This is a genomic window from Paenibacillus sp. FSL R5-0378 (assembly GCF_038009285.1).
GTDB classification, from domain to species: Bacteria; Bacillota; Bacilli; order Paenibacillales; family Paenibacillaceae; genus Paenibacillus_AQ; species Paenibacillus_AQ favisporus.
This window is the reverse complement of sequence record NZ_JBBPAY010000001.1, coordinates 2501986-2528028: the sequence shown is the minus strand read 5'-3', so window position 1 is coordinate 2528028 and position 26043 is coordinate 2501986. Positions and strand designations below refer to the sequence as shown.

The window sequence follows — 26043 nt, the reverse complement described above, 5'->3', positions numbered from 1 at the left end:
AAGGAATCTTTGCGATTCCCCGGTCTTTTCATTTGCTGGCAGCACAGGATCATTTTGCCCAATCGTTAAACGAATTGTGAATTTTTCTTTTACCCCCTTTACAAAATGTAAAATCGGAGTAAATTTTATAGTATAAGCTTTCTCTTAACGAGACGTGGCTCAGCTTGGTAGAGCGCTTGCTTCGGGAGCAAGAGGTCGCAGGTTCAAATCCTGTCGTCTCGATCCTTTATACAATCAACGGTTGCGGGGTACTTGACCGCAGCTTTTTTGTGTTCAAGAACAACAGATGTTGTAACCTCCTCAACGAACGATAACCCTATGTTTTCTACTGTACTAAACTCTCCATATCGGGCTGCAATTTGTTCCGCAAAACATACAGCATAATGGCCCCAACCAGGAACGCGACGGCATCCGCGATGACGAGCGACCAGACTACCCCGTGGAAGCCGTTCATTCGATTGGCGATATAGAGCACAGGAATCAGCGTAACTCCTTGAATAATGGACATAATAAACGCAGCGGTTCCTTGTGCGGTCGCTTGGAAGATCCCCGTAAACAACGTGGTCATGCCTGTAATGAACAAGGATAAGAACGTCACATGCAGGATGTAGCTGCCCATTTCGATTAATTGCGGGTCATTCGTAAATAAACCAATCAAGTGGTCGGAAATCAAATAGACGATGATGCCAAACGCGACGGCTAACGCTACAATCGTTTTGATCGTAAATCCGATCGTTTGCTTCATACGCAATTTATTCGCTGTAAAAGAGAAGGCAATCAATGGCACGACTCCCTCACATAAACCCATCAGAATAAACTCGGGAAACTGCAATAAGCGCGATGAAATTCCGTAAGCTGCAACGGCCGGATCTCCATATTCTACAAGAAAACGATTAAAGATGAGCGACATGGCCCCCAAAAAGATACTCATGATAAAAACGGGCACTCCAATTTTGATGACATTGCTCAAAATCTCTTTGGACGCCTTAAACCATTTAACGGAGATCGTTAAAAATGAGCTCTTGTATCCCATATGGTAGGCGTAGAATACGCTGGCGACCAGGTTGGAAACGACCGTAGCAGACGCAACGCCGATCACGTCCCAATGAAAAGCGAAGATGACCAGCGCATCGAGAATAATATTCACGACAACACTCAGAATCATCCCCATCATCGACGTCCTTGCCGCACCCTCCGAGCGTACGATATTTTCCAGTGTAAAAAATAAGATGACGAATGGTGAACCAATAAGCATCATCGTCACATAGTCCTTCGTAAAGACGAAGGAGTCGGGCGTTGCCCCCAATCCATGGACAATGGGATCAATCAGCGGGATACCTACGGCCATCACGATAAGACCAATAACTAAACTGCTGTAAAAGGCGAATGATGACACATGCTTGACATCATCAAACTTTTTCTCTCCCAGTAAACGGGAAATGAAGGTACCGCCGCCGATGCCAATCAAGTTGCCCAGTGCCATAATGATGGCGAACAACGGCAAGGTTAACGCGAGAGCGGTTAACATCGCCGTATTGTGGAGTGTGCCCAGGAAATAGGCATTCAATATGGAATAGATGACACTCATTGACGTGCCCAGCATCATCGGTACGGCGAAATGAGCTACGGCTTTGGCGACCGGTGCCTTTTCAAAGTAATAAAGATTTTCTGTATCCATGCGGGTCCCTGCTTTCTTTATTGATTTAGGTCAACCGTTTAACAGTGCAGATGTCATCTTACAGTGTTAGTTTGAACCTTACAGTGTTAGATGATATCATGGACTTATGAACATGTAAAGCATAAACTTACACTGTTAGGTAAAAGGATGGATTCCCGATGAAAAAACAGCAGCCTCAGATTTCGGAGGATCGGATTTTGGAAGCCTCATGGGAGCTTCTTGGCGAGGAAGGTATCGAAAAGTTCAGCATGAGACGATTGGCCGACCGGCTGGGGATTCAGGCTCCCTCGATATACTGGTACTTCAAGAGCAAACAAAATCTCTACCATCGTCTGGCCAACCAGGTATCGAAAATTATTCTGGAGGAGTACCACGCCGAGGGGGACTGGAAGGAGCAGCTGAAGGGGCTGGCGGTAACGGTGCGAAGCGTGCTCGGCCGGTATCCCTGCTCCACGCAGCTTATGATGTTGACGCTGCCCCACGAACCGGACATCATCCGGTTCACCAACCGGATGCTGCTCTGCGTGGAATCGACGCCGCTCGAGCAGGAGCAGAAAATGCAAGTGGTTCTTACGCTTATGAATTATATTTTCAACTTCGTTCTGGACGATTATGAGCACCAGCGCAATGTCTCCGCGATTGTTAAGGAGCATGGAGAAGGAGCGCTTCCGGGTGAGGAGATGATTCGTCTTCTGGACTCCATGAGCGAGACGGATGCCGGACTGTTCCGGAGGATGTTCAAGAACGGGCTATTCGAGCTGATGGGGACAGACAAGGCGTTCGAGTTTGGACTGAAGCTGATTCTGCTCGGGATCGAGCAGGTGATCCAGGAGCAGGAGAAATAGAACGCAACGTGAACCGCCCATCCGGTTATCGGATGGGCGGTTTCAATAGGGTTACCGTTTACATCGTAAAGACTGCTTTCTCAGGAGGGATTCTCCTGAAGGGAGTTATCTTTTTTACTATGAATCACCCTGCCTCTGTACAGGGTAACGATGGCTGAAACAATAGCCAGGATAACAAACAGACCTCCGATCCAGGCATTGGCCGTAACCTCATAACGGCTGATCACCACGCCGCCGATGGCAGATCCCGCAGCTACGCCGAGATGCAGCGAGGAGGTATTCAGGGAGAGCTGGATGTCCGCCGACTTTGGTGCAAGCCGCACCAAATAGCTTTGAATAGCCGGACTTGGCGCCATGTTAAACGCACACCAGACGATGACGACGGGCAGCAAGCGCAGCATGGAGGCAGCTGCCCAGGGCAGAAGCAGGATCGCCATGGCGTGGAGCAGCAGCGTGACGATCATTGTCCGGGCTGCCCCAAAGCGGTCGGCCGCCCACCCTCCAATCCACCCCCCTGCAATGCCGGCGAGCCCATAAACCAGCAAGACGAAGCTGATTTGACCGGGAGACAGGTTCAACATGGTCTGTAAAAACGGCGTGATATAGGCATAGATCGTAAACTGGCCCGTCATTTGCAGAATGGAGACGAGATGGGCGAACACAATTTTAGAATTTCCCAACGTACGCAGCTGTTCCCGCATCGGAAGCTTAGGCGGAGACGCCGCTTGGGGCAGAAATTTCATGATGCATATCGTCACAATGAACGAAAGTACGCCAATAAAAGCAAAGGTTGCCCGCCAGCCCCAAGCCTCGCCGATCAATGTCCCCAGCGGAACGCCGAGCACGAGGGCGCCGCTAATTCCCATAAAGATCATTCCAATGGCACGCCCTTTTGCTTCAGGTGTCACAATCCCCGAAGCCAGGGTGATCGACAGAACGACAACAATGGAGCAGCTTGCCGCCAGAATAACCCTGGATAGCAGCAGCATCGTAAAATTCGGACTTAACATAGACATGATATTTCCAGCCGTAAACACCAGCATGGCGATGACCAGCAGCCTTCGGCGCTCAACCTTCGTAGTTAAAGCGATCAAGACGGGGGATCCTAAGGCGAAAACCAGAGAATACACCGAAACCAGTTGGCCGGCCACACCGACGGAAACGCGAAGGTCCCGGGCGATCATATCCAAAATCCCGGCAATGACCAGTTCAACGGAGCCTACTGTAAAGGCAGCCAGCGCCAGAATGAAAATGCGCTTATCCATTCCTCTTCCTCTCCTTTCTTTCAACCTGATTATGAACCAGCTGAAAAAAGCAGAGGTAGTCTAAAAATCGCAAATGATTGCCTGATTCTCTCAAAACGATTCATCGCTGGACCCAACAGGGTTTATAATGGACATAGATAAGGAGGGGAAAACAATTCATGCGGGATTTATCCAACCACGCCAATTCCCTGGTTTCGTATCAAAAGGAATTGTCCTTATTGATGGAAAAACATACGGACGGAGACGGCATTCACGAGACGCTCATTCCTTCCCTTTCCCTGATTCGCAGTTCGAAAACGACGTTCCCTTCGTTTTCGGTCCATGAACCGGAGCTGTGCATCGTCTCCCAAGGTTCGAAGGTGGTCATGCTTGCAGACGAGAGCTTTACGTATGGGCCGTCCAGCTATCTGGTTATCTCCCTGGATTTGCCCGTCTCCGCACAGATTATTGAAGCATCGCCTGATGTGCCTTATTTGTGCTTCAGGCTTAAACTAAACCTAAAAGATGCGTTGGACTTAGTAAACGAGGCTAATCCGGTATCCCGGAAGAAGCTCCGTTCGAAACGGGGGTTATTCGTAGAACAATCGACTGCTCCTCTCTTGGACGCGGCTGTCAGGCTTACACGCCTGCTCGATAACCCGGAGGATATACCGATACTGGCACCGCTCATCGTTCGTGAAATCTTATATCGGGTTTTGCAGGGAGAGCAAGGAGACGTATTAAGGCAAATGGCCTTGAGGGGAAGCAGCTCGAACCGGATTGCCGTGGTGGTAGAGCAGCTGAAGCGGGAGTACATGGAGCCGCTTCGAATCGATGAGCTGGCGGCCGCTGCCCATATGGCCCCCTCCTCCCTGCACCGTCATTTTAAAGAGGTCACGGCCATGAGCCCGCTGCAGTACCAAAAGCAGCTGCGGCTGCAGGAGGCCCGCCGTCTCTTGTTATCCGAATCTGCCGATGCAGCGGATGTTGCTTTTCGAGTCGGTTACGAAAGTCCGTCCCAATTCAGCCGCGAATACGCCCGGCTTTTCGGCCTTCCGCCGATCAGCGACATCACGCGGCTTCGGGAGCAGTTAGGCCGGGTGCCCTGATCCAAGAGCCCCCGGCTCCAGTCTGTAATCACAATCTTGAAGAGAATAAAAAAAACGCCTATCGGCGTAAATAAACATAAAAATAGGATCATGTATTGCCTTTCAGCAATCACATGATCCTATCAACGATGCGGTCGAGAGGACTCGAACCTCCACGGGGGGTTAGCCCACACGGACCTGAACCGTGCGCGTCTGCCAATTCCGCCACGACCGCATATTCAGTTGGTCACGTTCGAAATGTTTTTTTCTTAGCGACAAGATAGATCTTACCATGGATCCATTATCATCGTCAAGCGTTTAGCCAAACTTTTTTTATAAAGTCGAAAAGCGGAGTTCCGGGACGAACCTGCCGGGTGATTCCCTGGTGTTTCTCGTTCCCAAACTCCGCCGTGTTTCGTTACCTTCTGACCGTCTTCCCTGCCTCAAGGGTCAGCTCTTCCCCCTTGTGGCGGATCTGCAGCGGTTCACCCTCCAGAAGTCCGTATCCCGTTCCTTCCGCGTCGACAAGCACCTCCAGAAGCCGGCCCTGGTTCATGATCCGGAAGCGATAGCTGTCCCACTGCCCCGGCAGCGCCGGCGCAAATTCCAGCATGCCGTCTACCAAGCGCATGCCCGCAAACCCGTATACGATGGACATCCAGGACCCGGCCATGGCCGCCGTATGCAGCCCGTCCTTGGCATTCCGGTTGATGTCATCCAGATCCATGCGCACTGTCCGGTCGAAATAAGCATACGCTTCGTCGAGTTCGCCGATCTCGGCCGAGACGATGCTGTGAATGCACGGCGACAGTGAGGAATCATGCGTCGTCAAAGGCTCATAGTAGCGGTAGTTCCGGATCTTCTCCTCTATCGTGAACCGTTCGCCGAGCAGGAACAGCGCCAGCACCAGATCGGCCTGCTTCAGCACCTGGTGGCGGTAGATGACGAGCGGATGAAAATGCAGGAGCAGCGGGTACTTGTCGGCCGGCGTGTTCTGAAAATCCCATTTGGCCTTCGTCAGGAACGTATCGTCCTGCGCATAGATGCCTAGTTCGGCATCATACGGCACGAACATGTTCTCCGCTGCCCTGCCCCAAAGCGCGATTTCCTCGTCCGTCAGGCCGATCGCCGCCCGCAGGCGCTGATCTTCCGCCGGATGTGATTCCGCCAGCCAGCCGGCCACCTGCACCGCGTAGCGCAGCTGATCCTGCACCATAAGGTTCGTATAGGCGTTATTGTTGACGATGGCCGTATACTCGTCAGGTCCGGTCACGCCGTCGATGCAGAACTTTCCGTCGCGGGCGGGGTTGAAGTGTCCAAGGTCCAGCCAGAACCTCGACGTCTCAAACAATATTTCGGCGCCCTCATTCAGCAGGAAATCGGAATCTCCGGTGGCGGACACATACTGCTTGATCCCGTAGGCAATGTCCGCGTTGATGTGGGCCTGGGCCGTACCGGCGGGATAATACGACGAGTTCTCTTCCCCGTCGATGGTCCGCCAAGGGAACAAGGCTCCCTTCTGCGACATGACCCGGGCCCGTTCGCGGGCTTTGTCCAGCGTGGCGTAGCGGAAATGCAGCAGCGCCCTGGCAATATCCGGCCGGGTATAGGTGAAGAACGGCAGCATGTACATTTCCGTATCCCAGAAGTAATGGCCTTCATATCCTTCGCCTGTGAGACCCTTGGCGCCGATGTTTGTCGCGCCGTCCCGGCCGACGGACTGCAGCAGCTGAAACGCATTGAAGCGGATGCCCTGCTGCAGTGCAGGGTCGCCGGCGATTTCCACGTCGGCGGTTTTCCAGAACTGTTCGAGAAAAGACTGCTGTTCTTGGGCAAGCACCTCAAACCCCGACTGCCGAGCCATCCGCTGAACCTCTTCAGCACGGACAAGCAGTTCCCCTTCGGCATAATCCTTGGACGTATGGTACGTGACGTATTTGGTGAGGGCTGCGCTCTCCCCCTGCCGGAGTGAAACGGTAAATTCGGATGCCGCATACTCGTTCTCCGACCACGCCGAAGTCTGGGAGGGCTGATTCGTCTGCAGATCATGGCTCATGGTCGTCAGGAGCACAAATCCCGAATGCCGCGTACGCTGCCTCATCCAGGACAGCTCTCCGTCACGGCCCGTATCTTCGAGCAGCAAGCTCGGCTCAGCCTTGGCTGCGCCCAGACGGGGATCGCCGTTGTTGTTCTGCGATGCGATCTTACCGTCCAGCGCGGAGGTCAGGCTGATGGCCCCGCTGAAATTAAGGGCGGTGACTTCATAATGGATCGCCGCCAAATGCTTGTGCTGGAGGGCGGCGAACCGGCGGATCCGGATCCGGGCACGCTGGCCGCCGGGTGCTTCCCACTCGATCTCGCGCGTCAGCATTCCCTTTTTCATGTCCAGCTCCCGCCGGTAGTCGTGGACGACGCCGCTGTTCAGATGGAACAGCTGGCCCTCGATCCGCAGCTCCACCCGCTGCGCGTTGGTCACGTTCAGCATCGCGTGATTCCGCTCCGGATACCCGTACGCCCCTTCCGGATACACGATCGGCTCGGAGTCATAGAACCCGTTCAGATAGTTGCCGGTGACGGAGGTGCCCAACATGCCGTAAAAGCCTTCCTCGAAATTGCCGCGCATGCCGATATATCCGTTGCCGATGGCAAACAGGCTTTCGCTGCGCTGGTTGTTTGCCTCGTCATACGTTTCCTCGGACAGACTCCATGCCTCATAAGGGTACAACGGCTGCGGCCTCACATACGTTTCCATTCTCATCTTCGACTTCAGCTCCTTACGCCGCAAGGGCTTCATTATATGTTCATGTTACCCAGCGGTACCGTTAACCTTTCACCGATCCGCCCATCAGTCCTCTGACGAAGTACTTCTGGAGCAGGAAGAAGATCGCAAGCGGCATCAGCATCGAGATAAAGGCGGCGGACGTCAGCAGGTGCCAGTCGTTGCCGCGGGAGCCGACCAGATCGGCGATTTTCATCGACATGACCTGCACTTCCGGCTGGTTGCCGATAAAGATCAACGAGACGAGGTAGTCGTTCCATACCCACAGAAACTGGAAGATGCCGATGGAAGCAAGCGCCGGGACCGACAAGGGCAGGATCAGCCGGCTGAAAATCGTGAAGTGGGTAGCCCCGTCCATAAAGGCCGATTCGAACAAGTCTTTTGGCAGCTGGCTGATGAAGTTGTACATAAAGTACGTAACCAGCGGCAATCCGAACGCCGTATGCGCCAGCCAGATCCCGAGGTAGCTGCCGTTCAGGCCGAGCGAAGTATAATCTTTCAGCACGGGGATGAGCGCCACCTGAATCGGAATGACCAGCATCGCGATAATGACGACGAACAGCGTCTTGCGCCCCGGAAAACGCAGCCAGGCGAAGGCGTAGGCGGCGAAGGATGCGATCAGGACCGGAATGACCGTCGCCGGAACCGCAATCGTCAGCGTGTTCCAGAACGCCTGGGATAAGCCGGTTCCCTTCTCCTTCGACTCGCTGCCGTCGGCATTTTTGATCGTATATTCCTTGCCTGTGATCACGTTTTTATAGTTATCGAGCGTCAGTTTGGACGAGCCGACCCAGCCCTGATCCTGCACGCTGATTTCGCGTGCGCGGCGGTTTTCCCAGGTCAGCCGCTTTCCGTCCTGCATGACGCCGCTCTTGAGCTGGTCGTCCGTATACGTCTGGCCGTTCACTTCGATCGGCCCGCGCAGGTCGACATCCTTGGACAGCTGAATCGTGTCCTTCGTTTTCCATTCCTGGTGAGGGAATACCTTCCACCATCCGGTCTCCAAAATATCCGCAGCCGGACGGAAGGACGAAATCAGCAGCCCCAGCGTCGGCAGCAGCCATACGAAACAGATGATGCCGAGCACGATGTTGACGATCCACTTTTTGCTTCTTCTTTTCTTTTTGCCTGCCATGTCAGAATCCCCCCTGCTTGCGGAACTGGCGCAAATTGATGATGATGACCGGCAGGACGGCGATCAGGAGCACGATGGCCAGCGTTGAGCCGTAGCCGAAGTTCCGGTACATGAAGAACTGCCGGTAGAACTGGGTCGCCACCACTTCCGTGCCGTACTGTCCGCCCGTCATGACCATGACCACATCGAAAATTTTCAGGGTGAACACGATGATCGTCGTCGTGACGGTCAGAATCGTCGTCGAAATAAACGGAATGATGATGCGGAAGAAAATGCGGATTTCGCCGGCTCCGTCGACGCGGGAGGCTTCCAGAATATCGTCCGGCACGCCCTTGATGGCCGCCGAGAAGATGACCATGGCGAAGCCCGTCTGCATCCAGATCAGGATAATGATCAGGAAGAAGTTGTTCCACGGCTGGAGCATGCTGACCCAAGCCTGGGGCTCACCGCCGAGCGCCATGACGATGGCGTTCAGGAGGCCGATCTGCTCGTCTCCCGGCTGGTAATAGTACACAAACTTCCAGATGACGCCGGCCGCCACGAAGGAAATGGCCATCGGCATGAAAATGATCGATTTTGCGATCCGCTCATAACTGCTCCGGTCTGCAAGAATGGCAATCAGCAGCCCAAAGGCGACACACGCCAGTGTTCCGACGAAAACCCACAGCAGGTTGTTGCGCAGCGCGGTCGCGAGCAGCCGGTCGCTGAAAATGGCGATATAGTTGCCCAGACCGACGAACTTATCAGAAGACGCATTGAAAAAGCTCAGGTACAGCGTACGCAGCGCCGGCAGCACGAGCAGCCAGCCCAGCACCAGAACCGCCGGCCCGATAAACACATACGGGAGCACGCTGCGGCTGATCCGGTCGGGAAACTTCTCCACCGCCCAGGTAAACGTATAGTAAATCAAGTAAACGCCCAGAACGCCCCATAGAACGGCCAGCACTGCGGTAAGCAGCGGGTTCAGGGACGAATCCCGGAAAAAGACGAAAATCACGCCGTTGACGGCGATATTGGCGATCAGGACGCCCAGAAAGATGAGCAGTGCCTTGATGCTGAATCCCGGTTTCGTTTGCGTATTCATAGGTATCCTCCTAAACAGACGACTTCATGGGTAGATCAAACGCGGGGAGGAAAAAGAGAGGCCGACGGATCGCTAAACCCGATCAGCCTCTTTGGTTGCCCATCCCTGCCTCTCCGCTGCCAAAAAGCTAAGCGGCTGCGGTTAGTTGTTCCAGCCGGCCTGAATTTGCTTCAGCGCCTCATCCAGCGTCGCGGTGCCGCTGACATAGTCGGTCATGCCCTTCCAGAACGTGCCGGCGCCCACTTTGCCCGGCATCAGGTCGGAACCGTCAAAACGAAGGGTCGTCGCATCCTGGACCAGCTTCGCCATGCGGCGGTCGGACTCGGATGTGTACCAGTCGAGCGAAGCGTCGTTCATCGGAGCAATCACGCCGCCGGACTGCACCCACGACTTGATCGATTCGCCGGTCGTGAAGAACTCCATCACCGCACGGACTTCCGGACGGTCGTTGAACATGGCATAGATGTCTCCGGCCACAAGCACCGGTTTGCCGTATTTCGAATCGATCGGCGGCAGGTAGAACCAGTCGTAGTCCTGGTCGACCTTGGCCGTTTCAGGGAAGAAGCTGGTAATAAAGTTGCCTGTCAGGTTGAACCAGGCTTTCGGAGGATTCTCGAACATCGGCTTCGGCGCATCGCCGAAAGCGGTCGTCACGATCGATTTGGTGCCGCCATAGACATAATCCTTGTTCATCCAGATTTTGGACATGAGTTCAAACGCGTTCTTCACTTCAGGCGAGGTGAAAGGCAGCTCGCCTTTGACCCATTTGTCGTAGTTTTCAGGTGTTGTCGTGCGCAGCATAATGTTTTCGATCCAGTCGGTTCCCGGCCAGCCGGTAGCCGCACCGCTCTCGATGCCAATCGTCCATGCCGGGTCTCCGTCCTTGGCGATCTGCTCGGTCAGAGCCATCATTTCGTCCCAAGTTTCCGGAACTTTGTAGCCGGCTTCCTCAAACTGCTTTTTCGGATACCACACCAAGCTCTTCACGTTGCTGCGGTTCCAGATACCGGCCATAATTTTGCCGTCCTTGCCGTCCATCGTCCCCATGTCGAGCCAGCTTTGGTTGTAGTTCTTCTTCAGTTTCTCCTGGTCCAGAACTTTGGTCAGATCCACCACTTTGCCGGTCTTGGCGATTGAAGCCAGCAGGCCTGGCTGCGGGAAGTCGGCGATATCCGGCGCGTTGCCGCCGTCCACGCGGACGTTGATAGTCGCCTCGAACTCCTTGGAGCCTTCATATTGAATATCGATGCCCGTTTTATCCTCAAAGTCTTTGATGCTGGATTCGAATTTCTTCTGGTCTGCATCCACAAACGGCCCGAACATCGTCACTTTGGTGCCTTTATATTTGCCCTGAAGCGCCTCCTCCAGCGGCGAACCCGGTGTGGCCGCAGGCTCGGTTGCCGTCGCTGTCGAACCTCCGTTGTTAGACGCCGTACCGGCAGGTTCTGTCGAAGGACCTGCATCCTTGCTGCTTCCGCAGGCGCTCATCACCATTGTAAACGACAGTCCCAGCACCATCAGCAGCGATAGTTTGGGCTTTGATGTTTTTTTCATTTTGGAACATCCCCTTTTCTTCATTTAGAAAACGATTCATGATTCCTGATTCAGGTTACGGATGCCATCACGGGTTCCTAGCTTAGCGGCCGCTCACCCCCTTCACAGAATTGAATTCGGCGCCATCCTGAAACATCCAGTTCATACACCATTGAACATATTCGTAAAATACAACGCTTACATGAATCCGGGAGGAAATCTCCCTCTGAAAAGCTTTTCAGTATCGTGTAAAAAAAAGAGCTTATCGACGTATCTTCACAGCAGACAGACCGCATTTAGCGGAAGTTTTACTTGCGAGATCCGGAAGCGGAAGCTCCGAAGCTTTTACTATCTGATCTCTAAAAAAAGATCTGCTTATCTCTGGCGGGATGACTCCCTTACGATCAGCTTATGCTTCATCATCTCCTTTGGGACCTTCACGCTGCCTGTCGTAAGCAGTTCATGAAGCTTCTCCGCCGCGCGGTACCCGAGCTCGTAAATCGGCTGGGCCACCGTCGTCAGCTTCGGAATGAACATATTCGCCATCCGCAGATTGTCGAACCCGACGACCGACACCTGACCCGGCACGAGAATATTCCGGTCCTTCAGATACGAGATCGTCCCCATGGCGAATTCGTCCGCCACGCAGAATACAGCCGTAATGTCCGGATGGGCTGAAAAAAGCTCGTGCGTCGCATGATAAGCCTGCTCGAACCGGTGTTCCGCGTACGCCACTTTTTCGATGTTGTGGGTGAGCCCGCCTTCCTTCATGGCCCGGACGAATCCTTCATACCGCGGCGGCCCCGATACCGAGTTCACATGGTTGAAGCCGATCATACCGATTTCCCGGTGGCCCAGCTCAATGAGGAACTTCACGGCCTCATAGGCGGCCTCCTCGTCGTCGACCTCGACGCTCGGAACCTCGAATTCGTCCGAATGCGAGGACAGCAGCACGAACGGGATGCGGCATGCGGTGAGCTTCTCATAGTACTCCGGATACAGGATATCGCTGGCGAAGACGATGCCGTCCACCTGCTTCTCGCGGAAGGCATCGACGTACGACAGCAGACGGTCCTTGTCGCGGTCGGTGTTGCAGATCATCAAGCTGTATCCGAGCTTGACGCAGGCGTCCTGCATCCCCCGGATGATCCCGGCAAAGTACATGTTCTCGATATCCGGGATGAGGAGCCCAAGGGTAAAGGACTTTCTGTAAATCAGTCCCCTGGCAAAGGCATTCGGCTGATACTGAAGCTTCTCGATCGCTTCGAGTACGCGTGAGCGCTTGGCCTCCACCACCGATTCGGGCGAGTTCATGACCCGCGAGACCGTGCTGATGGAGACACCGGCCATCTTGGCAACATCTCTGATTGTTGGTTTCATGTAGGCAACTTCCTTTTTAAGAAAACCTTTTCAAGGCGATTATAGCAAGGGTATTTCGAGTTGGCAACAACTTTTTTAAGCGCTTACAATTACCTTTTTATGCCGAAACGTTTTTACTCATTTAAGGTGCCTATAGCTGCATAGGGAAAGGTTCTTCGTTCTCCCAGCAAAAAAAGCCCCATCAGGGCTTTTAGGTAATGCGCCAAACGTTCGCGGTTTCTTTCGGGAAGGTCAGCTGTACATTGGTCCCGTCTGGGCTCCGGTACGGATTTATAAAATTGCTACATGGACGAAACCACTAACTTCGCAGTCCCGGTTCAGGACTTCGCCATCCCTGTGTAGACCAGAATTGCGTCCCGCAGAAACTCCGCCGCTCCCGGCTGCTTCGCATCATAGTAAGCCTTGAAGCGCTCGTCGTCCACATACATCTGGGCCAGCCCGGCATGCGCCTCTTTGCTGTAATCGCTCCAGTAGTACGTCAGCCACTGCTTGTGGAGGTCAGCCGTCTTCTGGGCGAGCTCACCGGCAGGATCCCCGGTTTGATAAGCCTGCCCAAGCGTGGACAGCACCTCATCGGCCAGGCGCGACACCTCTTCGTACTGCTCCTTGGTCATGTTTTTCACCTTGGCGTTGGAACGCTCGATGGCCGCATCCCCGTACTTCTCACGGATTTCCTTGCCGTACTTCTGTTCGTTATCGTCAATGAGTTGTTGTTTGAAGCCTTCAAATTTCTGCTGATCCGTCATGTTCATTCTCCCTTCCTGATACTGGATCGTCCGTTCCACGTTGGCAATCAGCCGGTCCAGCTGCCTGCGTTTGTCAAGAAGCTTCTCACGATGTTCCTTCAGAGCTTCGCTGCTGTTAAAAGAAGGTGAGGACATCAGCTCCTTGATGCGGTCCAGGCTTACGTCCAGCTCTCTGAAAAATAAAATTTGCTGCAGCCTGTTCACCTCATCCTCCCCATAAATCCGGTACCCTGACGAATTGATCCTAGCCGGCTTAAGAAGACCGATTTCGTCATAGTACCTCAGGGTCCGGGTGCTGACACCCGCGAGCCTTCCCAGCTTCTGCACGGTGTATTCCATGGGATCACCTCCTGACGGTTTCACTGTACACCTTTACGTAACGTCAATGTCAAACCTATTTTGTACACAACAAAAAGGGCTTACCAGGCCGACCTTCAGATGAAAGCCATGCCGTGCAGCCCTTGAAGTAACATTTGACCTATGGCTATGCTCCATTACTCAGCTGAAGCCTGGTTTCGTCCGCCCCATTTATCCACCCATCGCTCCATTTCCTTTAGGGCGAGCTGAAAATCAGCGCCCTTCTCCGTCAGCGAATATTCGACGGTCACCGGGACCGTGGGGAACACCTCGCGGTTCACAAGTCCCATCCGTTCGAGATGCCGGAGCGTATCCGTCAGCGACTGGGTTTTGATCACGGACGCATTGCGCTGAAGCTGATTAAACCGCTGCGGGCCCTTCAGCAGTTCATCCAGTACGAGGAACGCCCATTTGGTCTTCAGGATTTGCAGAACCTCGCAAATTTTCGAGCCCGACTCTTCGGGATCATATTTCAAAGCATGATCTTCCAAAGTGCTTCGCCTCCCTCGTGTTCGAGAAAAAAAGTACCGACGTTAAAAAGTACCGACATTATCCCGCCTGGCCGGCAGGATGCTGCCCTGAATATATAGCTTCAGAATGCCCGTGTCAATGAGCGGATGGTACGCTTGCCGGATTTCTACGGCCGATCATAAAGCTCGCCCAGTGCCGCAAACGAAGCCTTCGTGTCCCACGGCATCCCGGGGTAGGCCGCCCCTGTCCGCCCGTCTTTGAACGTGCGCACGACACTGTAGCTCGCCGTATCCAAATTTAAGGCCGGCTCTTCGTCATACGGATAGCTTGGCATGGCAAAGGTAAACCAAAAGGCTCCATCCACCCCTTCTTCCTGAAAAATATCGAAAAGCTCCCTCATGTACCGGACCTGCACCTGTTCGTTCCTCACGACGGCCTCCCCCAGCCGCTTGGGCGAATGTCCATGATCTACGACGTTCCAGCCAAAACCTCCCCGGTCCTGCGCCCCTTCGTAGGTGCAGCATCCGAATTCCGTGATGACGACCGGTTTCCCGTGCTTGAAATAGGAGCGCAGCTGCTTCCGGTAGCGCTTATCGTTATACGCATCGCGGTAATGATCGGCCGAAACGATGTCAAAGGGACCCCAATTCACATTTTCCCACGTACCGGAAGCATAGGTGACTTGCCCGTGGAAATGCTCCCGAATCACGTTTACGGCTCTGCTGAGAAAAGCGTTCAGACGCTTATGAAAAGATCCCTTCTGAATGGTGTATTTGAGCAGCCGCCAAGGGCTCATCAGCACCCCGATCCGGTCGAAGGACGCAGCTCCTTCCAACATCCCTTTCATGAACAGACTCAACTCGCAGCCGGCCACAAACACGACGTCCGCTCCTTTTCGCCGCAGCGTCTCCGCCGCGATTGCACATTCCCTGTAGTACTCGAGCATCGCTTGTTCTTCCTCATCGATCAGAGCCGGGGAGAACCACACCTCGAGCCCCTGATGGAGAGCGCATTCCGAAGCCGCCACCAGCCTGCCCACCTCCCTGCCCGAAATACGGATACTGGTGCAGTGCAGTTCTCTCTGGATGATCGCCATTTCCTTCCGGACGGTCTCCGGATCAAAAAGTTCTCTCGAGGAGGGCTGATCCGGTCCCCGGGTGTACGTTCCGACATCATAGTTGATTCCCCTCCGGCGGGGACCGCCGCTCCTGCGATTTATTGGATCATTGGCCATGGTGCGGGTCATTAGGGTTCCTCCTCCGTCTCGTTTTTAATTAATATTTATTTACTATTACTGTTGATATTTTGCGTTAATACGTGAATAATATAAATAAATATTTACTACCTGTCAAATGGACAGGGATGAAGGAGAACACGCCATGAATTCAGACAACTCCAAGCTTGCCGCAGCTTATATTCAGCTGATCCCGCTGCTTCACCGCGGCTTTGACATGCCTTCTGCGCGGCAAATGTTGCCTGAGCTGACGCATTTGCAGTACCACGTGCTCGAGGCTTTATATCATCAACCGGATAGTTATTCGATGAGCCTTCTGGCCAAACATCTGCATATATCAAAGCAGCAGCTTACGCCCCTGATCGCCAAGCTTGAAGAGAAGGAGTGCCTCACCAAGCAGCCGGACCCTCAAGATAAGCGTCAGATCGGATTGTCCTTGACCGAGAAAGGCCGGCGAATCGTAAGCAGCCGGTGGGAGTCCTTCCACCACGAGCTGAGCCGGCAGCTGGACCGTCTTAGCGAGGAGGACCGAAGCGATCTCGGCTTCTGCCTTGAGAAGATGACCCGAATCCTGCGCCGGTTGGATCCGGATACCTCAAAGGCGGATTAGCCCGGCCTGCCCGGCCGGGCTTGATCCGTTACTCGGGCCGGCTTGCGGGAGCGGATTCCCGCTGCCGGTACAGTGGGAGCACGATAAGCAGGCCGATCAGCAGGCACAACCCTGCCAAGCTATAGATGATTCCGAGCGGTAAGCGGCCGGCGAGCACGCCGGACAGGCTCATCATCAAGAGCATGGCTCCCGTCATAAGCGGCGTGCGGATTCCGCTCACCCGTCCGATGTATTCGGGCTCCGTATGCTGCATGACGAGCGTTTGGTTACCGATGAATATCGCCGGCTGCAGCAGGGCAATAACGAACTGGGCCAGCATCGTGAGCCACAGCATATCGGACCATCCGGTGACGGCAATCCCGGCTGCATTGACGATCAGGCCGAGCATCAGCAGCGTCTGGGGAGCCATGCGGCCGGCCAGCGCAAATGCGGCGATCCCGCCGGCAATCTCCCCGGCGCCATACGGGATGGACAGCCATTTCAGGTGATCGGCGGGAAGACCGAGCTTGTCGGTCACGATGAAGACGCTTAGCGGCGAAATGAGGCCGATCCCCAGACCGACAGCCGCAAAACAGAGACTGAGCCGACCCAGTAAGCGGTTCGAAGTGACATAACGGATGCCGTCCCTCATCTCCCGGAATACCGAGGTTCCTTGTCTTCGGCCGCCCCCTTCGGCCTTGGAATCGGCTGGAATCCATCCCAGCACGGCGGCGGACAGCAGAAAAACAGTCCCGGTCAAGCCCATGGAAACGCCGATGCCGAAGGTTTGGTACACCCATGTCCCCAGAACGGGGCCGAGCACCATAAACACGGCAAACATCGTCTGCAGCACAGACATCGCCGGCTGGATCAAGTCCGCTGCGGCCCATTCTTGAAACAGCCTCATTCCTGACGGCTGCGACAATTGGGACAGCACGGCGGATATCAAGGTCGGGAAGAATACGGCTTCCCAGGCACCCGATTTCATGGCCGCGAGGACGATCCAGATGGAGACGGCGGCGAGCGCATCGCACCAGATCAGCGTTCTGCGCGGCGGCCACCGGTCGGCGAACACGCCTCCGATCAAGGCAAATACCAGCATCGGAGCGTACTCGGCAACCGAGATCATAGAGACGGCGAAGGCGTCGCCGCCAGTCTTGTTCACCACATAGAGCAGCACTGCGAAGTTCCGGACCCAAATGCCGGTTTGCGTCAGCAGATTGGAAATGAGGACGATGCGAATCCATGGATGATGTAACAGCTTTGACGAAGCGAACATATTCTTCGACTCCCTTCCTGGTTTGGATTTCATCATGTGCGTTTCGGATTCCATGATGCAGCCTCCTCCAAGGGGAGAGTCAATGAAACATTTTTTCAGGTTCCCCGCTTGACTCTGACCTTAGGGGAGGCTATACACTAACCGCGAAAGGAGGAAAGGACCAGGTGTACACCGTGAAAGAAGTATCGGAGCTGTCGAATGTCACCATCAAGACGCTCCATCACTACCACAAGATCGGCCTCCTGATGCCGAGGGAGATTACCGAGGCGGGATATCGGTTATACGGCATGGAAGAACTGGAGCGTCTGCAGCACATTTTGTTCTATAAGGAGCTCGATTTTCCGCTGGAGCAAATCAAGCAGCTGCTGGAGGATCAGCCGGGCAGAGCCGAGATTTTGTCAGGTCAAAGGGAACTTCTCCTGGGCCGGATAAATCGGCTCGAGCGGCTTGTCCATACGCTGGATAAGTCCATTCAACATACACGGGAGGGAAAAGCGATGAATACGAAAGATATGTTCCAAGGATTTCAGAGCAAAGAGGAATGGAAGGAAGCGTTGGCGGAGCAAAGCCGCCATATCCAGGAGAATTACGGATACGACATGCTGGAAGAAAACCGGGTGGATCCGGCCGAGATGAACGAGCAGGCCGCGGAGGCGGTGCGCTTTATGAACGGAATGGCGCAGGGGCTGAAGGATGGCGTCAAATACGACGACGGGCAGATCCGGCAGCTGATCGCATCGCATCTGGAGGTTTTGAAGAAGCATGGACATGACACCGGACCGGACGCATTTGCTGCGCAGGCGCGTTTTTTCCTGCAGGACGACTTTCACCGGAACATGCTGGAGTCCCAGCAAACCGGCCTGTCCTACTATCTGTGCACCGCAGCCGAGGCGTTTGCGCAGAACGCTTAACAGGCGTACCGGAAGCCATCAAGATCCAATGCCATCGGGATCGATGGACGCAAAAAGACGGATCAGCTGCAGCTGGTCCGTCTTTTTTCCTCTTTCCAGGGTTTATTCATGGGAGGGGGCGATTGGAGAATTCCTGCTTCCCCCTTTGGTGCGGCTGACGCCGGCCAATTGCGTTTTCTTTAACGCTCCGGACCGGCCGAGCGCATCACCTGCACGTCTGCCATCACATGGCTGCCTTTATAAAAAGCATAAATCGTCGTGTTCCCTGCCCGCTTCCCGACCAGATTTCCTTCCGCATCGATATCCGCGATGTCAGGGTTCTCGCTGCGGAACTTCGCCTGCTTGGTTACGTCGGTTTCCTTGCCGGTCAAGTAATCCAGTACCGTCACACGGATATCGATCTGCGTGCCGGCAGCCAAAGAATACTCGTCCGAATCCAGTTGGAGCCGACCTTTGACCTTATCGAATTCGTCGCTGTCCTTAGGCAGCACCTGGACCTTGATCCTAGCGCTCAGCCCCTGGAATTCCGCAAGCAGATAGGTTTTCCCCCGCGAGACACCGATGACACGCCCGGAAGGGTCCGCCTCGGCAATGGACGCATCTTCGATGCTGTACACCGCCGCTGTGGACAGATCGCTGTGCGATCCATCCTCGTATACCGCCTCAAGCACGGAAGGAACGGTTTCCCCTTCTTTCAGCTTCAGTTCCTTTCCGGAAAAAGCAATGCTTGTCGGCTTGCGGTCATCCGCTGGCCCCTGCTCCTGAAAAGGAGCAACCTTAATGAGCTGGAACTTTGTCGTTTCCTCGCGCAGTACCGTGCCGGGAACGATGACGCCTCCGTCCGGACCAGCGGCACCGATGCCGAAGCGGGATAAAGCCGCCTCCTTGAACAAATGGCGGTTCAGAAGGTTACCGTCCCTGTCCACAGTCAGCACATCGTACTGGATTTTCCGGTTCGAAGGGCTTCCCGAATAGTGGCCCCCCAGCAGAGCGTATCCGTCGCCTAACGGAATCAAATTGTTAAACACCTCATAGTCCGAGCCCTCCGTCTTGAACGTCTTCTCCCACTGCGGCTCCCCGTTCAGATCCGTCTTCGTCAGAATCGTAATGCGCTGCTGGTCTACCACCCGCTGGCTGCCGATCAAATAACCGTCGTCACCCGCGGGGATGACCGCAAAAGCGCCCCGGTCCGTGTGGGGATCACTGATCTGCTTAGACCAGACCTCCTGCCCATCCGCATTCAATTTGACGATCAGCAGCGCGTCCGGATCCCCTGCCTCGTATTCCGGAGTATTCACCGCGCCCACCGCGATCAGCCCGCCGTCGACCGCCGGAATCAAATCGTCAAAATACTGGCTCTCCGCATAACGGTATTTGTTATACCACAGCTCCTGTCCCTGCCCATCGACCTTAAGCGCGTAAGCGCTCTCGTATCCCATCTTGGAGATGCCCTTACCGCCGATAACGAAGCTTCCATCCTCCAGCTCCACCGCTGCCTTCGGCGTGCTGTATATATAAGGATCATCCTGGGTCCGGTCCCACTTCAGACCGCCGTCGGCATCCAGTTTGGCCAGGTACATCTGGCTGTACGGTTCACCGGCCTGATTGGTGGATGTTCCGTACACGAGATACCCGCCGTCCCGGGTTTCAATCGCGGACAGCGCTTCATTGGTGCTCGAACCGCCGTAGGCCAACCTTTGCTCCCATTTCACCTCTCCCTCCGGGCTGAGCTTCATGATATACGCTTGTTGCTCATAATCGTCCCACTCCCCCGCAGGCACAACTTCCGTATAGCTGCCCAATGCCAGGTATCCGCCGTCCGAAGTGGGAAGAACGCCTTCACCGGCAGACCAGCTGCCGTATTCCCGGGACCATTCCATATGCGTCTGACTGTCGCTTTCAGCGCGGACTACCTCCGCCTTTCCTCCTGGCAATACAATCAACAATACCAACATCATGCTTGTAAATCGCAGTAAAAACCTGGACATATGCGCACCCCTCACGTCTCGTCTGATTAAATTCCATAATATTTCAATCTGCTCTAATTATGGGTTCAAATCATCCAGGTGGGTATCCCCCTAATCTCTTAAATCCCTGTGTCGTATGAACGGTTTTCCGTTCACCGATCAAGGCTATCTGCAACCCTCTGGACCTAGTTCGATGGAATGAGCCCGCATATAGCGCCATTGCATTCGTCATGAAAGTGTGCTAATAATTGTATGAACTATTTTACACGATGTAAACGAAATTCACTGAAGCAGGATTCGTTTACACTTTATATTGGGGAGGCAATCTGGCATGAGATTACAAGGCAAAGTGGCGATCTTCACCGGGGCAGCAAACGGAATGGGTGCGGCGGAAGCGAAATTGTTTGCCAAAGAAGGCGCAAAGGTCGTCGCAACCGACTTAAACGAGGCGAAGCTCAATGAAATCGTTGCCGAAATTACCGCAAACGGCGGCGAAGCCGTGGCGCTGAAGCAGAACGTCACCTCGGAAGAGGAATGGGAGACGATCGTTGCAAGAACGGTTGAGCTCTACGGCAAAGTGGATGTATTGGTGAATAATGCGGGCGTCGCAAGTCCCAAAACGATGGCCGATATGGAGATGGACGAGTGGAACAAGGTCATGGACATCAATCTGAACGGCTGCGTGCTTGGCATGAAATACTGCATCCCTGAAATGAAAAAGGCCGGCGGCGGATCGGTTATTAATATTTCATCCATCGGCGGCATTGTGGGCATGGCAGGCTCTAGCCCCTATACGGCTGCCAAAGGGGCGCTGCGCGCGTTGTCCAAATCCGCTGCCGTCGAGTACGGCAAGGATCGGATCCGCGTCAACTCCGTCCATCCCGGCATCATCGTCACGCCGATGACCGCTCCTTCGATGGCATCCGCCATGCCTTATTATGAGGCGCACACCCAGCTTCCTTACATGGGCGAGCCGGAAGACGTTGCTTATGGCGTCGTATTCCTGGCCAGTGACGAGTCCAGATTTATGACGGGTGCGGAACTCGTCATTGATGGCGGCTGGACGGCGCTGTAACGGGAGCATTTTTTTCTATCGCAAAAAAACAGGGGCTGCTTCTCAAATGGTTCGAACCTTTGAGGCAGTCCCTTTTTTTCCCGGCTATTCGGCATCCTTCTATCGCAAGATAGATCTTCCGCAGATGACGTCTGGCTGCCTTGAATATACGTCGAATGACGTTTTTTATGCTAGTATAGAGTTACCAAAAGATAGGTGTGATGTGGGTGGAAAGAAAAGATCCAAGGCAAGTGCATTCGATGAAAAAAATACAACGGGCTTATTTGTCGCTGATGCTGAAGGAAAACGAAAAGAGCATCACCATTCAGCGCATCTGTCAGGAAGCTCATGTAACGCGGCCTACGTTTTATAAATTGTATAAAGATATCTTGGAATTGCGAATCGACCTGCATAATGCAATTTTAAACGATTTGAGGCAGTCCTTGACCATTACCCATCCCAAAAGGATTGACGAGCTGCGTTCCGAGGACCTTCCGGAAAACATGGTCGCCCTGTTTGAGCATATCATTCAGAACCAGCTTGCCTATGAAGTCATGCTCGTGTATAAACCGGACGACTTATTCATTCAGGAAGTCAAAAACATCATCAGGCATTACGTAGAAGACGGCATTCGCGTATCCCAAACATCCGAAGAAGGGCTCCGCATGGAGATGTCCTTCGTCATTGCCTACACAACGGGCGCTTATTTGGAAAGCATCGTCTGGTGGGTTCGCAGCAACTATAAATATTCCGCCGTCACCATGGCGTCCAAGCTGCTCGAAATCTCCTTCCACGGGCCATACAAAAACCCGATTTTATGGAATAAGTAACACTTATTTCACGATGCCAATCATAAACCCGTCGTACCCCTTGCTCCCCACCGTCTGCAGCGCCGTGGCCGAAACATTCGGATGCCCGCTGAGCATATCGTAGAACGTTCGGACACCCTGCACCCGCGGGTCAGTGCTGTGCCGATCGGCAATTTCTCCGTTGCGGATAACGTTGTCCCCGACAATGACCGTTCCCGGCCGGGAAAAATGCAGCGCCCAGCGGAGATAGTTCGGATTGTTCGGCTTATCCGCATCGATAAAAATGAGGTCAAACGGCTCCACCCCCTCTTTCTCCATTTGGGCCAGCTGTTCAAGCGCGTCCCCGGTGCGTACTTCGATCGTCTGTTCCAGCCCCGCCCGGGCGATGTTCTTCTTGGCGACTTCGGCATGATGCGGACTCAGCTCCAATGTGATGATCCGCCCGCCTTCACTTAAGCCTCTAGCCATCCATATCGTGCTGTAGGCCCCCAGCGTCCCGATTTCCAGGATCCGTTTCGCCCCTTTGATTTGTACGAGCAGCTGCAAAAACTTCCCCTGATTCGCCGTTACATCGATTTCCGGGAGGTCCGCCTTCCGGTTCGCCACGATCACTTCGTCCAGCACCCGGTCATTCGGGCAAAGCCGGTCGACAATATACTCATCTACTTGTTCCCATACAGGATTCATTCCCCGTCACTCCTTATCATTTGGTTTCTATTTTTAGGATAGAAGCGCTTCTGGTTCTATTGTAGATCGTCTATAATGATATGAATAATATATCTTTCGCCGATTTTCATACATTAAAGATATGAATGGATGAGGAGTTGATACATCTTGAACCTGCACGCCCTGCGCTTATTTCATGTGATTGCTTCCACCGGGAGCGTGACCCGGGCATCCGAGCTGCTGAAGATCAGCCAGCCTGCGATTACCGCCCAGATCAAGAAATTCGAGAAGGAGCTGTCCCTGATCCTGCTCGAACCGCAAGGAAGGGGCATCCGGCTGACCGATGCGGGGGACAAAATAGCTGCGCTCGCCAAGAGGCTGTTCGCCGTCGAGCAGCAAATCGAGCAGCTGGCGCGGGATTACGGGCAGGGTACGGCCGGCCACATCCGCCTGGCGGCGACCTACCTGCCTGCGCACTTTCTCCTCCCGACCTGGCTGGCAAGGTTCAAGCAGCAGTATGAGCAGGTCGAGATGAGCATCACCACGACCAACTCCAGCGGGGCGCTCCGGCAGCTGCTGAGCGTCGAAGCCGACCTGGCCATCTATGGCGGGCTGCCGGAAGAATATCCGGACACAATTCAGACCGAGGAGCTGTTTCAGGACGAGCTGTGGTTCGTCGTCGCGCCGAATCATAAATTTGCGAACCGCCACCTGTCGCTTGCCGAAATGATGAGCGAGCCGTTTGTCATGCGCGAGGAAGGCAGCTCTACGCGGGAGCGGCTGTTCGCGCTATGCCGCACCTACAACGCCCCAGCCCCCAAAGTAGCGCTGCAGTTTAACGGTCTGCACGAGGCGATCACCGCCGTCATTGCCGGATATGGCGCCAACTTTGTCTCCTCGCTGGTCGTACGCGAATATGTGGCGCGGGGAGAGCTGTGCCGGGTCTATGTAGACGACGTCAGTTTGACGAACGTCATCGCCATCTGCACCCGCAAGGATGAGCCCCTGTCTCCGGCGGCCGCAAACCTGGTCGAGCTGATCCGCAGCCGCCCGGTGTAATGCGGCAAGCACTGTCGGCACACTGCATTCCGCCATATTGCCCGAAGTCCGTTTCAGCCGTGCGACAGGGCCGGATTAATCTTTTTGCAGCAAATAAATGGACGGATGCAGTCCCTTCAACCGGAGATCGGCTACCGTGGTCAAACGGAGGTGGGCTTTCTCGGCAGCCGCCAGCAGAGGCCCTTCCGCATCGGTTAAGCAGACGATCTGACCTCCCGATTTCAGCACCCGCTTCATTTCTCTAAGCACTTCTTCATACAACACGGGAATGCATGCTATGGACGAAATTTGCCTTCCAAAAGGAAGATTGGTCACCACTTTGCCGGCATATCCCGAATCCAGCGGCAGGCGCTGCGCATCCCATAGCTTAAGATGTACACCGGAAGTGTGTCCCACGTTGGCACGGGCAGCTGTGACGGCTTCCTCGGAGAGGTCTCCGCCGTGAATGCCGGCGTGAGGATACGCACAGCGCTCAGACAGCACGGTCCCTGATCCGCAGCAGGGGTCAACAAAGATGTCGTCCCTCTCCGGACGGGACACCCACACGAGCGCGTGCGCAACGGTCGGCCGCAGGGCGGCCGGCGCAAATTCCCGCGTCTTTCCCCTATACCTGAACGCCGCATCCGTTATCCTGATGGCAAAGACAGCCTTTTCCTGAACCAGATCAAGCCGAAACTCGAGCTGATGCCCGCCGCTGTGATCTTGTCTAAAATGCCGATAGCGCCGCATGATTCCCAATTCCGCAGCCTCTGCCGCATCAAACCTGCTGTAGGTATGGTTTCCCGCTCGGCTGGCATTGACCTTAAAGCTGATCTTTCCGGAAGAAAACGGGTGGATCGTCGATAAATCCAAACGGGAGATTTCTTGTTCAATATCGTGCAAATGCAATTTATGAGGACCCACCGGGAACCGGTGGATGAAACGATACAGATTGTCGGCGGTCCGCAGCGCCAGAAAATGCTCTACTGGCAAGTCAGAGTCAAAATAAACCTTTCCCCTGTCCTTGTCCCCAATACGTACCCCGGAAATTTTAGCCTGCATTTCATCGGCGAGAATTTCTTCCAGCCCAGGCAGTACAGTAAAAAAGTAGCGTGGCATACATCGATCACCTCGTCATTGATGGTAAGCATAGAATGAAGCCCGCAGAACGCGGTTTTTGCTCCGGCGGCCGGTTAGTGTGTTTCGAACATCTGCCCCGGAAACAAAAAAACGCGAATGAACCAAAGTCCATTCGCGTCTTCTATGCAAAAATGCACAGGCTGCCCCTAAGGCTGCCTGCAAAAGAACGTGATTAAGGAATTCCGTTTCATGACCATTCACTGCATCCCCGGAAGCTGCATATCAAATATACCCAGCCCCTATCGGGCTTGGATACCATGCCTCCGGCATGCTATTCAGTTTAGTTCACTGAATGAATGGTCAAGAAAACGGTCATCATCATCATCGTTCCAACCTCCATCAATTACGAAATTTTCCCCATTATATTACAGACCGCCGGATGGGGCAAGAGATCTGCGCGCCAACAAGCTTATTCCCTTTGCATCCCTCGAGAAATTCAGGCTGATGAATCAGCCTTAGCGACCGGCAGGCTCCATACCTCTTCTTCACCGTATACCGCCCCGGTTGGCGTAAAGCCTGCCGACTCGTACAGACGCTTGGCGATTCTATTGTTCCCATGAACGGTCAGACGGATTTCCCGGCAGCGGTCCCACCGGCTTAAGATCCAGCGGATCATCTCCGTCAAGGCGGCCCGGCCGTACCCTTGGCCCTGGTAGCGCTCATCAATCAAAAAGCCGTTAATCCAGTACATATCCGCCGTGTTCTCTTCACATGCGTGCATTATAAAGCCGACCATTCGCGGCCCATCGTATATGGCGAAAGGGATATAGTCGACGTTGTCCCCATCGGGTTTAACGTAGACTTTGGCCAGCGATACAGCAACCGGCGGGGTGAAGCCGGCCTGTTCCTCCGCAACCCTGAGGGAAATGGCTTCCTCCCAATTTTCCCTTGTCACCTTTTGAAGCTGAATTTCCATACCGATGCCTCCTGCCAGGTGGCGGGTTTTTATCGTGAACCCCACCTCTTTTAACCCCCATTATACCGAAACCTTATCACTTGCATAAAGGTCATATAAT

At 54.2% G+C, this 26043-nt stretch carries 22 protein-coding genes and 2 tRNA genes; 8 read left to right on the top strand and 16 right to left on the bottom strand.

Features of this window, described 5'->3' with window-relative positions; all coding sequences use genetic code 11:
• Positions 1-148 precede the first annotated feature (148 nt).
• Positions 149-222 (top strand) — tRNA-Pro (locus MKY74_RS11915).
• A gap of 103 nt (positions 223-325) precedes the next feature.
• On the opposite strand, the gene MKY74_RS11910 is transcribed toward MKY74_RS11915, so the two are convergent.
• Complete coding sequence (locus MKY74_RS11910; RefSeq protein ID WP_076170288.1) at positions 326-1678, bottom strand: MATE family efflux transporter; 1353 nt, start codon at positions 1676-1678, stop codon at positions 326-328.
• Positions 1679-1836: 158 nt separating this feature from the next.
• On the opposite strand from MKY74_RS11910, the gene MKY74_RS11905 reads away from it, so the two are divergent.
• On the top strand, positions 1837-2523 hold the full coding sequence (locus tag MKY74_RS11905) for a TetR/AcrR family transcriptional regulator (RefSeq protein WP_076170289.1): 687 nt from the start codon (positions 1837-1839) through the stop codon (positions 2521-2523).
• Between the two features lie 80 nt (positions 2524-2603).
• Here the strand turns inward: MKY74_RS11905 and MKY74_RS11900 are convergent, their stop codons facing one another.
• Complete coding sequence (locus MKY74_RS11900; RefSeq protein WP_076170290.1) at positions 2604-3788, bottom strand: MFS transporter; 1185 nt, start codon at positions 3786-3788, stop codon at positions 2604-2606.
• 158 nt (positions 3789-3946) lie between these two features.
• Between MKY74_RS11900 and MKY74_RS11895 the strand changes: the two genes are divergently transcribed.
• Positions 3947-4876, top strand: a complete 930-nt coding sequence (locus tag MKY74_RS11895) for an AraC family transcriptional regulator (RefSeq protein WP_076170291.1) — start codon at positions 3947-3949, stop codon at positions 4874-4876.
• A 129-nt stretch (positions 4877-5005) separates the two neighbouring features.
• On the opposite strand, the gene MKY74_RS11890 is transcribed toward MKY74_RS11895, so the two are convergent.
• The 9 genes from MKY74_RS11890 to MKY74_RS11850 all read right to left on the bottom strand — a co-directional run bounded on the left by MKY74_RS11890 (position 5006) and on the right by MKY74_RS11850 (position 15586).
• Positions 5006-5090, bottom strand: a tRNA-Leu gene (locus MKY74_RS11890).
• Positions 5091-5273: 183 nt separating this feature from the next.
• Positions 5274-7613: a glycoside hydrolase family 65 protein gene (locus MKY74_RS11885; RefSeq protein WP_076170292.1), complete on the bottom strand. Its 2340-nt coding sequence runs from the start codon at positions 7611-7613 to the stop codon at positions 5274-5276.
• Between the two features lie 64 nt (positions 7614-7677).
• Positions 7678-8769 carry a carbohydrate ABC transporter permease gene (locus tag MKY74_RS11880; protein WP_089546004.1) on the bottom strand — a complete coding sequence of 364 codons (1092 nt, stop codon included), beginning with the start codon at positions 8767-8769 and terminating at the stop codon, positions 7678-7680.
• Between the two features lies 1 nt (position 8770).
• On the bottom strand, positions 8771-9853 hold the full coding sequence (locus MKY74_RS11875; protein WP_076170294.1) for a carbohydrate ABC transporter permease: 1083 nt from the start codon (positions 9851-9853) through the stop codon (positions 8771-8773).
• 141 nt (positions 9854-9994) lie between these two features.
• Complete coding sequence (locus tag MKY74_RS11870; protein WP_076170295.1) at positions 9995-11407, bottom strand: ABC transporter substrate-binding protein; 1413 nt, start codon at positions 11405-11407, stop codon at positions 9995-9997.
• Between the two features lie 354 nt (positions 11408-11761).
• Positions 11762-12766, bottom strand: coding sequence for a LacI family DNA-binding transcriptional regulator (locus MKY74_RS11865; protein ID WP_076170296.1), 1005 nt, complete (start codon positions 12764-12766; stop codon positions 11762-11764).
• 317 nt (positions 12767-13083) lie between these two features.
• Positions 13084-13851 (bottom strand): MerR family transcriptional regulator, encoded by a 768-nt coding sequence (locus tag MKY74_RS11860; RefSeq protein WP_076170297.1) that lies wholly within the window; start codon positions 13849-13851, stop codon positions 13084-13086.
• A gap of 155 nt (positions 13852-14006) precedes the next feature.
• Entirely contained in the window at positions 14007-14360 is a 354-nt protein-coding gene (locus MKY74_RS11855; RefSeq protein WP_240913240.1) for a winged helix-turn-helix transcriptional regulator, read from the bottom strand.
• Between the two features lie 146 nt (positions 14361-14506).
• The gene (locus MKY74_RS11850; RefSeq protein WP_208629309.1) at positions 14507-15586 is read right to left on the bottom strand and encodes a hypothetical protein; all 1080 of its coding nucleotides are present in this window, start codon (positions 15584-15586) and stop codon (positions 14507-14509) included.
• A 133-nt stretch (positions 15587-15719) separates the two neighbouring features.
• Here MKY74_RS11850 and MKY74_RS11845 point away from each other — a divergent pair, with 133 nt between their 5' ends.
• Complete coding sequence (locus tag MKY74_RS11845; RefSeq protein ID WP_076170298.1) at positions 15720-16184, top strand: MarR family winged helix-turn-helix transcriptional regulator; 465 nt, start codon at positions 15720-15722, stop codon at positions 16182-16184.
• A 28-nt stretch (positions 16185-16212) separates the two neighbouring features.
• Here MKY74_RS11845 and MKY74_RS11840 read toward each other — a convergent pair whose 3' ends face one another.
• A complete protein-coding gene (locus MKY74_RS11840) occupies positions 16213-17496 on the bottom strand; it encodes an MFS transporter (RefSeq protein ID WP_341012178.1) in 1284 nt (427 codons plus the stop codon).
• A gap of 110 nt (positions 17497-17606) precedes the next feature.
• Here MKY74_RS11840 and MKY74_RS11835 point away from each other — a divergent pair, with 110 nt between their 5' ends.
• Complete coding sequence (locus MKY74_RS11835; protein WP_076170299.1) at positions 17607-18353, top strand: MerR family transcriptional regulator; 747 nt, start codon at positions 17607-17609, stop codon at positions 18351-18353.
• Positions 18354-18532: 179 nt separating this feature from the next.
• On the opposite strand, the gene MKY74_RS11830 is transcribed toward MKY74_RS11835, so the two are convergent.
• Positions 18533-20341 (bottom strand): Ig-like domain-containing protein, encoded by a 1809-nt coding sequence (locus MKY74_RS11830; RefSeq protein ID WP_076170300.1) that lies wholly within the window; start codon positions 20339-20341, stop codon positions 18533-18535.
• A gap of 310 nt (positions 20342-20651) precedes the next feature.
• On the opposite strand from MKY74_RS11830, the gene MKY74_RS11825 reads away from it, so the two are divergent.
• Complete coding sequence (locus MKY74_RS11825; RefSeq protein ID WP_076170301.1) at positions 20652-21395, top strand: SDR family NAD(P)-dependent oxidoreductase; 744 nt, start codon at positions 20652-20654, stop codon at positions 21393-21395.
• 239 nt (positions 21396-21634) lie between these two features.
• Positions 21635-22204 (top strand): TetR/AcrR family transcriptional regulator, encoded by a 570-nt coding sequence (locus MKY74_RS11820; RefSeq protein ID WP_167372871.1) that lies wholly within the window; start codon positions 21635-21637, stop codon positions 22202-22204.
• Between the two features lie 3 nt (positions 22205-22207).
• Here MKY74_RS11820 and MKY74_RS11815 read toward each other — a convergent pair whose 3' ends face one another.
• Positions 22208-22870: an O-methyltransferase gene (locus MKY74_RS11815; RefSeq protein WP_076170303.1), complete on the bottom strand. Its 663-nt coding sequence runs from the start codon at positions 22868-22870 to the stop codon at positions 22208-22210.
• A gap of 147 nt (positions 22871-23017) precedes the next feature.
• On the opposite strand from MKY74_RS11815, the gene MKY74_RS11810 reads away from it, so the two are divergent.
• A complete protein-coding gene (locus MKY74_RS11810) occupies positions 23018-23908 on the top strand; it encodes a LysR family transcriptional regulator (RefSeq protein WP_076170304.1) in 891 nt (296 codons plus the stop codon).
• A gap of 75 nt (positions 23909-23983) precedes the next feature.
• Here MKY74_RS11810 and MKY74_RS11805 read toward each other — a convergent pair whose 3' ends face one another.
• Both MKY74_RS11805 and MKY74_RS11800 read right to left on the bottom strand, forming a co-directional pair.
• Complete coding sequence (locus tag MKY74_RS11805; protein ID WP_076170305.1) at positions 23984-25006, bottom strand: methyltransferase domain-containing protein; 1023 nt, start codon at positions 25004-25006, stop codon at positions 23984-23986.
• A gap of 457 nt (positions 25007-25463) precedes the next feature.
• On the bottom strand, positions 25464-25943 hold the full coding sequence (locus MKY74_RS11800) for a GNAT family N-acetyltransferase (RefSeq protein WP_076170306.1): 480 nt from the start codon (positions 25941-25943) through the stop codon (positions 25464-25466).
• Positions 25944-26043: the final 100 nt, after the last annotated feature.

Bases quoted from the DNA above. Each gene is read 5' to 3' on its own strand.
- MKY74_RS11870 (WP_076170295.1), bottom strand. From the start codon at position 11,407: ATGAAAAAAACATCAAAGCCCAAACTATCGCTGCTGATGGTGCTGGGA.
- MKY74_RS11820 (WP_167372871.1), top strand. From the start codon at position 21,635: ATGAAAAAAATACAACGGGCTTATTTGTCGCTGATGCTGAAGGAAAAC.
- MKY74_RS11875 (WP_076170294.1), bottom strand. From the start codon at position 9,853: ATGAATACGCAAACGAAACCGGGATTCAGCATCAAGGCACTGCTCATC.
- MKY74_RS11910 (WP_076170288.1), bottom strand. From the start codon at position 1,678: ATGGATACAGAAAATCTTTATTACTTTGAAAAGGCACCGGTCGCCAAA.
- MKY74_RS11880 (WP_089546004.1), bottom strand. From the start codon at position 8,769: ATGGCAGGCAAAAAGAAAAGAAGAAGCAAAAAGTGGATCGTCAACATC.
- MKY74_RS11815 (WP_076170303.1), bottom strand. From the start codon at position 22,870: ATGAATCCTGTATGGGAACAAGTAGATGAGTATATTGTCGACCGGCTT.
- MKY74_RS11845 (WP_076170298.1), top strand. From the start codon at position 15,720: ATGAATTCAGACAACTCCAAGCTTGCCGCAGCTTATATTCAGCTGATC.
- MKY74_RS11885 (WP_076170292.1), bottom strand. From the start codon at position 7,613: ATGAGAATGGAAACGTATGTGAGGCCGCAGCCGTTGTACCCTTATGAG.
- MKY74_RS11905 (WP_076170289.1), top strand. From the start codon at position 1,837: ATGAAAAAACAGCAGCCTCAGATTTCGGAGGATCGGATTTTGGAAGCC.
- MKY74_RS11900 (WP_076170290.1), bottom strand. From the start codon at position 3,788: ATGGATAAGCGCATTTTCATTCTGGCGCTGGCTGCCTTTACAGTAGGC.
- MKY74_RS11850 (WP_208629309.1), bottom strand. From the start codon at position 15,586: ATGACCCGCACCATGGCCAATGATCCAATAAATCGCAGGAGCGGCGGT.
- MKY74_RS11895 (WP_076170291.1), top strand. From the start codon at position 3,947: ATGCGGGATTTATCCAACCACGCCAATTCCCTGGTTTCGTATCAAAAG.
- MKY74_RS11840 (WP_341012178.1), bottom strand. From the start codon at position 17,496: ATGGAATCCGAAACGCACATGATGAAATCCAAACCAGGAAGGGAGTCG.
- MKY74_RS11825 (WP_076170301.1), top strand. From the start codon at position 20,652: ATGAGATTACAAGGCAAAGTGGCGATCTTCACCGGGGCAGCAAACGGA.
- MKY74_RS11865 (WP_076170296.1), bottom strand. From the start codon at position 12,766: ATGAAACCAACAATCAGAGATGTTGCCAAGATGGCCGGTGTCTCCATC.
- MKY74_RS11805 (WP_076170305.1), bottom strand. From the start codon at position 25,006: ATGCCACGCTACTTTTTTACTGTACTGCCTGGGCTGGAAGAAATTCTC.
- MKY74_RS11830 (WP_076170300.1), bottom strand. From the start codon at position 20,341: ATGTCCAGGTTTTTACTGCGATTTACAAGCATGATGTTGGTATTGTTG.
- MKY74_RS11800 (WP_076170306.1), bottom strand. From the start codon at position 25,943: ATGGAAATTCAGCTTCAAAAGGTGACAAGGGAAAATTGGGAGGAAGCC.
- MKY74_RS11860 (WP_076170297.1), bottom strand. From the start codon at position 13,851: ATGGAATACACCGTGCAGAAGCTGGGAAGGCTCGCGGGTGTCAGCACC.